We start from the raw sequence: 7112 nt of genomic DNA on the forward strand, positions 1-7112 counted from the left end.
AGCGTTAAACTACAAAAAGTAGCAAGGAATATATTTTTTTATCGGAATGCAAACGATTGCGCAAACTAAGATATAGAGGTGTATATATGAATAGAGTATGGTGGAAAGAAGCGGTGGCGTATCAAGTGTATCCACGTAGCTTTCAAGATTCAAATAATGATGGAATTGGCGACTTAAATGGAATGACAAGTCGTCTAGATTATATTAAAGACTTAGGAATTGATGTCATTTGGATCTGTCCAATGTATAAGTCACCGAATGACGATAACGGCTATGATATATCAGATTATAAAGATATAATGGATGACTTTGGTACAATGGAAGATTTTGATAAGCTTTTAGCGGAAGTTCATAAGCGGGAGATGAAACTAATCATTGACCTCGTACCTAATCATACGAGTGACGAGCATGATTGGTTTATTGAGTCTCGTTCTTCTAAAGAGAATTCAAAACGAGATTGGTATATTTGGCGTGACGGCAAAAAAGGAAAAGAGCCGAACAACTGGGAAAGTATTTTTGGTGGATCTGCCTGGGAGTATGATGAGAACACAGGTCAATATTATTTGCATGTTTTTTCAACGAAACAGCCGGATTTGAACTGGGAGAACAAAGAAGTGCGTGAAGCTCTGTATGACACAGTCAACTGGTGGTTGGATAAAGGAATCGATGGGTTCCGGATTGACGCGATTAGCCATATTAAAAAACGTCCTGGTTTTCCAGATATGCCAAACCCCAAAAATGATAAATATGTTGAATCGTTCGATATGCATATGAATCAAGAGGGTATTCATAAGTTTTTACAAGAATTCAAGGATCATACGTATGGGAATTATGATGTAATGACAGTTGGAGAGGCAAACGGAGTGACTGCAGAGGAAGGAGATCTTTGGGTCGGAGAAGATCATGGGAAAATGGACATGATCTTTCAATTCGAGCACCTGGGACTATGGGATGCTGAAACGAATCCTGTTTTAGATATTGTTGAACTGAAAAAAGTTCTAACTCGCTGGCAGAAAGGTCTTGAAGGCAATGGTTGGAATGCACTATTCCTAGAAAATCACGATAAACCACGGGTCGTGTCGACATGGGGAAATGATAGTGACTACTGGAAAGAAAGTGCTACTGCAATGGCAGCTATGTATTTCTTTATGCAAGGAACACCGTATATTTACCAAGGACAGGAAATCGGTATGACCAATGTTCAATTTCCGTCGATTGAGGATTATGATGATGTAGCATTGAAGAATATGTATCGCTTAAAACGGGAAGAAGGTGCTTCTCATAAAGAGATTATGGAAGTTATTTGGGCAAGTGCTCGCGATAACAGCCGTACTCCAATGCAATGGTCGACAGCATCTAACGCAGGATTTACCTCATCGAAACCGTGGATGAAGGTAAATCCAAACTATAAAAAAATTAATGTGGTAGCACAAGAAAAAGATGAGGACTCTATTCTCTCATTTTACAAGAAAATGATTAGGCTGAAGAAAAGTCATCTAACATTAAGCTACGGAAAGTATGATTTATTACTGGCGGAAAACCCGCAAATTTATGCTTACACGCGTACGTTGGATAAGGATGTCTTCGTGATTATAACCAATTTATCCAATCAGCCAGTAAACTATCAACAGAAGTCCTTAATGTTATCGTATGAAAATTTAGTGTTGAGCAACCTAGGGGTAGAGGATCATCAAGGTATAACAGACTTTACCTTAAAGCCTTATGAAGCTAGAATTTATCAGATTAAAGGATAAAAGCCCAATCTAAAATAATATAACCTTAAAAAATCCCCTAAGGTATTATCCTTGTGCTGAAGGGGATTTTTAAAAGCTCTTTTTGTTTGAAAAATCATTTTGATAGGCTGTTTTCGCAAAGTTTGTGGCTTTGCGAAAACAGCCTTTTATATTCAATGTAATTTTCCGATTATTCAGTGATTTTTTCTGAAAAACAAGAAAAAGTGCCCCTAAATCTATTTTTTTAATGATGTATACACTGCTGTGAAGAAAGCCATTTATTCGTTAGTGGTGTCTAGTTCTTAAGTTTAAACAATTTATTATAGTGAACTAGAAAGCTAGTAAAATTAGCAAACATGGAATATTTCTTTCTCCGTTCGACCATACTGCTAAGGAAGGGAGAGAGGCATTGATGAAAAAAATACTAGTTTTAATCGGATTTCTATTTTTATTGTTCAGTCTTTATCCACAATTTCAGCAAGCAAAGGGACAAGAAGAAAAAATAGTAGCCCTTATTCATATGCTGAACAATAGATCGATTGAAATCGAGGAGTGGACGCTTTATACCCCATATGAACCTACATATATCCCTTCATCCACAAATTTCCAACAATTAGAAAAAGAAATAAAATCAGAGTATAAGCTGTTAACATGGGAAAAAAATGAACAAAAGGATCATCATATTAAGCTAGTTGGCACTACTTCTACTAAAAAAATCAATGAAAAAGTTTCGTTAATTCTACTAAAAGAGGGCAATCGTTATAAAGTGTTACGCTCCTACACAATCGGGAGCAAGGCAGTAAAATTGCAAGATGCCTTAGAGGAGCTAGAAGACATTCGTGAAAATGACCGAGTCTACTTTACTTTAAGGGGAACGAAAATGCTGTCAAAGAAAGAGAATATTAACGGAGAAGCAAAAGCCATTTTAGCAGAACTAGGTGCAATCCCTGTTGAAACATTACAAGAAGAAGAATTTGTATCTGTTTCTGCTTTCACCAAGCGCTGGGAGCACCAGTTATTAACTGCAAATAGAAAAAAAATGAATATGCAGATTGGTATACGTAAAAACGAAGAAGGAATTGCTAGTATGACGATAGGAAGTCCCATTATTTTAGAAGAATATTAAAGCTGGTACAAGGAGAAACCCGGTTTATGTTCGTTGAATTTTATTAAAATAATATATTCATAGTAATGAATAAAAATTTATTTGTTTGAAATATTAATAAAATTATGTATAATTACAATAGTTAGAAAAATATAAAAACTATTTCACAGGGGGAAAAACATGAGGAAATCTTGGAAAAAAAGAATATTAGCATTCATGACCATTTCGGCACTTGCCCTATTAACGGCTTGTGGGAGTGAAACGAGCGGAGACGGAGATGGAGATGGAGATGGAAAGAAGACGCTGAAGGTTGGGACAGATGCAGCTTTCGCTCCGTTTGAATATATGGACAAGGGTGAAATTGTTGGGTTCGACGTGGACTTCCTTGATGCCGTAATGAAAGAAGCAGGCTATGAATACGAATTAAAAAACATTGGTTGGGATCCATTATTCGCCGCTGTACAAGCAGGAAATGAAGTTGATTTAGCAGTTTCTGGTATCACCATTAACGATAAGCGTAAACAAACCTATGATTTCTCTCGACCTTATTTTGAGTCCACTCATATGATTATGTTTAATGAGGGCGTCAAGATTGAAAGTGCTCAAGATTTAAAAGGATTAAAGGTAGGTGTTCAAAATGGTACAACTGGACAAGCCGCAGCTGAAAAAATCTTAGGTGAAAATAGTTCGGATATTATGAAATATGAAAATAATGTTGTTGCCATTATGGCACTAGATCAAGGCGATGTAGATGCTGTTGTAACTGATAATACAGTTGTAAATGAATATGTTAAAAACAACCCAAATAAAAGCTTTTTAACAATCGAAGACCCAGAAAACTTTGAGTCAGAATTCTATGGATTGATGTTTCCAAAAGGTAGCGATATTGAAGAGGAAATTAGTGCAGCAATAAAAGAAGTTATCGAGAGTGGAAAATATGCTGAAATTTATGAAGAATGGTTTGGTGCAGATCCAAATACAGGTATTTTGCTAGAACAAGGAGAATAAACAATAAAAAATAGCGTAACGATATTTTTCGTTACGCTATTTTTAAAAACATAGTTTACTAAATTATTTTATACATAGAAAGCAATGAAAACATAGACTAGTCAGTAAGGAGCAATTATATGTTTAGATGGGATATTGTTGTAGAGTACTTGCCCTTTTTACTAAAAGGCGCTTTAGTCACCATTGGAGTTTCCGTTGGTGGAATATTAATTGGGACGTTTCTAGGATTACTAATGGGAATTGGAAGAATGTCCGTAAAACTTATCGTTCGACTTCCATTCATTTGGTATATTAATTTTTTTAGAGGAACTCCTTTATTTGTACAAATACTATTAATTCACTTTGGTGTTATGCCCATTTTTCTTTCAGATAGTAATACGATTCTTTCCCTCCTAGTAGCATTGTCCTTAAATGCAACTGCGTACATAGCAGAAATATTTAGAGCGGGGATTCAATCCATTGATAAAGGTCAAATGGAGGCAGCCCGTTCTTTAGGGATGAACCATGTTCAAGCAATGCGCCACGTTATCTTACCTCAGGCTTTTAAACGTATGATACCACCACTAGGCAATGAATTTGTTGTGTTAATTAAAGAATCTTCACTAGGGGCAGTTATTGCAGCACCAGAGCTAATGTATTGGGGAAGAGCTGCTCAAGGTCAGTACTTCAGAGTTTGGGAACCGTATATTTCGGTCGCGTTTATTTACCTCATTCTGACTCTATCACTAACATATTTACTTAACTACATGGAGAGGAGACTGAATACAGAATGATAAAAGTGCAAAATTTAAAGAAGTCTTTTGGAGAGCTTGAAGTTTTGAAGGAAATTAGTGCAGAAATTAAATCACAAGAGGTTGTCGTTGTCATTGGTCCCTCGGGCTCAGGGAAATCAACCTTTCTCCGCTGTTTAAATCTACTAGAAAGTATTACGGGCGGACATGTTTATATTAAAGATCGTGATATTACAGATAAAAACACAAATATAAATAAAATCAGAACCGATGTTGGGATGGTATTCCAACAGTTTAACTTATTTCCTCATAAATCTGTCATTGAAAATATTATGCTTTCTCCTGTTCAAGTGAGAAAAATTTCGAAAGAAGAAGCACGTAAAAATGGAATGGAATTGCTTGATAAGGTTGGGTTAAGGGAAAAAGCAGATGTATATCCGGACTCCCTTTCCGGCGGCCAAAAACAACGGGTGGCGATCGCTCGAGCCCTTGCGATGGAACCAGAAATTATGTTATTCGATGAACCAACCTCTGCACTTGATCCAGAAATGGTGGGTGAAGTGCTTGAAGTCATGAAGCAACTAGCACTTGAAGGGATGACTATGATTGTCGTAACCCACGAAATGGGCTTTGCACGTGAAGTTGGTGACCGGGTTATTTTTATGGATGGTGGCTATATTGTCGAAGAAAATATACCAGAAGAATTATTTGGGAATCCTCAGCATGAACGAACGAAATCATTTTTAAGTAAAGTTTTGTAGATTGAGAGAGAAAGCAACAAATTTCGTTCTTAAAAGACATAATTTTCAAAAAAACTTGACTATTCTAATTAGTTAGCAGATAATGTAAAAAACTAGTTTCGCAGGGGGTTCTTATGGATTTTATTAATAATATTGTGGGAGAAATGAACGGAGTACTATGGGGATATATCCTTATTGTCTTACTACTTGGATTAGGTTTGTATTTTACGATTCGCTCAAAATTTGTTCAAATTCGTCATATTGGAGAGATGTTTCGCCTCCTAGGTGACAAAGATGTGCAAACGACGGATAAGAAAGGTCAAATTTCCTCTCTACAAGCTTTTTTCATCGGAGCAGGAACGAGAATCGGTACGGGTAACCTTGCAGGCGTATCCATTGCGATTGCGCTAGGTGGTCCAGGAGCGATTTTCTGGATGTGGATCGTCGCTATTTTAGGAGGGGCGAGTGCTTTCGTTGAAAGTACATTAGCACAAATCTATAAAGCCAAGGATAAGGTAGGATTTAAAGGTGGACCTGGCTACTATATGGAAAAACAGCTAGGAAAGCGTTGGATGAGCACTATTTTTGCAATAACGATTATTTTATCTTTTGGTTTAACATTTAACGCAGTGCAAAGTAATACGATTGCATCAGCGTTTAATAATTCATTTGATTGGAACGTTTGGGTGATTGCTGGAATTTTAACTGTGCTAACAGCTGCCATCATTTTTGGTGGTGTAAAGCGAATCGCTATGTTTTCATCCATTATCGTGCCATTCATGGCCTTATTCTATATTATTCTAGCTCTATATGTCATGATTACGAATATCACTTTAATTCCGGATGTATTTTCTCTCATCTTTAAAAGTGCATTTGGTGTAGAACAAGTAGTTGGCGGTGGAATTGGAGCAGCAATCATGAATGGAGTAAAGCGGGGATTATTCTCCAATGAAGCAGGTATGGGTAGTGCTCCGAATGCGGCCGCAACTGCAGCAGTTTCACATCCTGTTAAGCAAGGTTTCATTCAAGCACTTGGGGTATTTTTTGACACATTATTGGTTTGTTCGGCAACTGCCTTCATTATCTTAATGTCTGATACGTACAGTGCTGGGCTTCCAGAAGGAATTCAAGGAATTGAACTTGCACAGGCTGCGATGAACGATCACTTCAGCTCTTGGGCTAGTATGTTCTTAGCAATTGCGATCTTCACGTTTGCGTTTAGCTCGATTGTAGGAAGTTATTATTACGGGGAAGCGAATCTACCTTTTATTAGTGAAAGTAAGAGTGCACTTCTTGTTTATCGAATTCTAGCTCTTGGTATGATCGTATTTGGCGCAGTGATGCAATTAGAAATCGTTTGGGGATTAGCAGACTTGTCGATGGCACTGATGGCAATAACGAACTTAATTGCGATTGGGATACTTGCACCAATTGCTTTCAAAGCGTTGGATAACTACATGCAACAAAGAAAAGCTGGAAAAGATCCTGTCTTCTATGCGGATGACATTGAAGGACTTAAAGGAGTAGAAAGCTGGCCGGTAAGAGGACACGAGAAAAAAGCGTCCAACCAGTAAGTATTTAAGTGGGGCTCCTTCGGGGGCCTTTTTAAATTGTATGGATGAGTGGTTTTACTAGATTGTTTCTTTTTAATTGGCTCTTTTTATACGAAAATGGGTTTTGATGCTGATTTTGACACAAAAAAGCACCCTCCCTAAAATGGAATGACCATTTTTAAAGATTGGCTATGGCACCATTACTTGATTTAAGCTGGTTTTGATTTTTGGATATCTACCTC

The 7112-nt window shown here is 37.2% G+C and carries 6 protein-coding genes; all 6 read left to right on the forward strand.

Translation table 11 applies throughout. The annotated features are described in order from the left end of the window. Positions 1-86 precede the first annotated feature (86 nt). On the forward strand, positions 87-1754 hold the full coding sequence (locus tag U8D43_RS17480; RefSeq protein WP_335872462.1) for a glycoside hydrolase family 13 protein: 1668 nt from the start codon (positions 87-89) through the stop codon (positions 1752-1754). A 391-nt stretch (positions 1755-2145) separates the two neighbouring features. Next, positions 2146-2859 (forward strand): YwmB family TATA-box binding protein, encoded by a 714-nt coding sequence (locus U8D43_RS17485; protein WP_335872463.1) that lies wholly within the window; start codon positions 2146-2148, stop codon positions 2857-2859. A 159-nt stretch (positions 2860-3018) separates the two neighbouring features. Beyond that, entirely contained in the window at positions 3019-3846 is an 828-nt protein-coding gene (locus U8D43_RS17490) for a basic amino acid ABC transporter substrate-binding protein (RefSeq protein WP_335872464.1), read from the forward strand. 119 nt (positions 3847-3965) lie between these two features. Then, positions 3966-4619 (forward strand): amino acid ABC transporter permease, encoded by a 654-nt coding sequence (locus U8D43_RS17495; protein ID WP_335872465.1) that lies wholly within the window; start codon positions 3966-3968, stop codon positions 4617-4619. Further along, entirely contained in the window at positions 4616-5338 is a 723-nt protein-coding gene (locus tag U8D43_RS17500; RefSeq protein WP_335872466.1) for an amino acid ABC transporter ATP-binding protein, read from the forward strand. Before U8D43_RS17495 ends, U8D43_RS17500 begins: the two co-directional genes overlap by 4 nt. Before the next feature lie 113 nt (positions 5339-5451). After that, positions 5452-6891: an alanine/glycine:cation symporter family protein gene (locus tag U8D43_RS17505; RefSeq protein ID WP_335872467.1), complete on the forward strand. Its 1440-nt coding sequence runs from the start codon at positions 5452-5454 to the stop codon at positions 6889-6891. The last annotated feature ends 221 nt before the right edge of the window (positions 6892-7112 follow it).

The sequence above is a fragment of the Bacillus sp. 2205SS5-2 genome, from assembly GCF_037024155.1.
GTDB lineage: Bacteria > Bacillota > Bacilli > Bacillales > Bacillaceae_K > Bacillus_CI.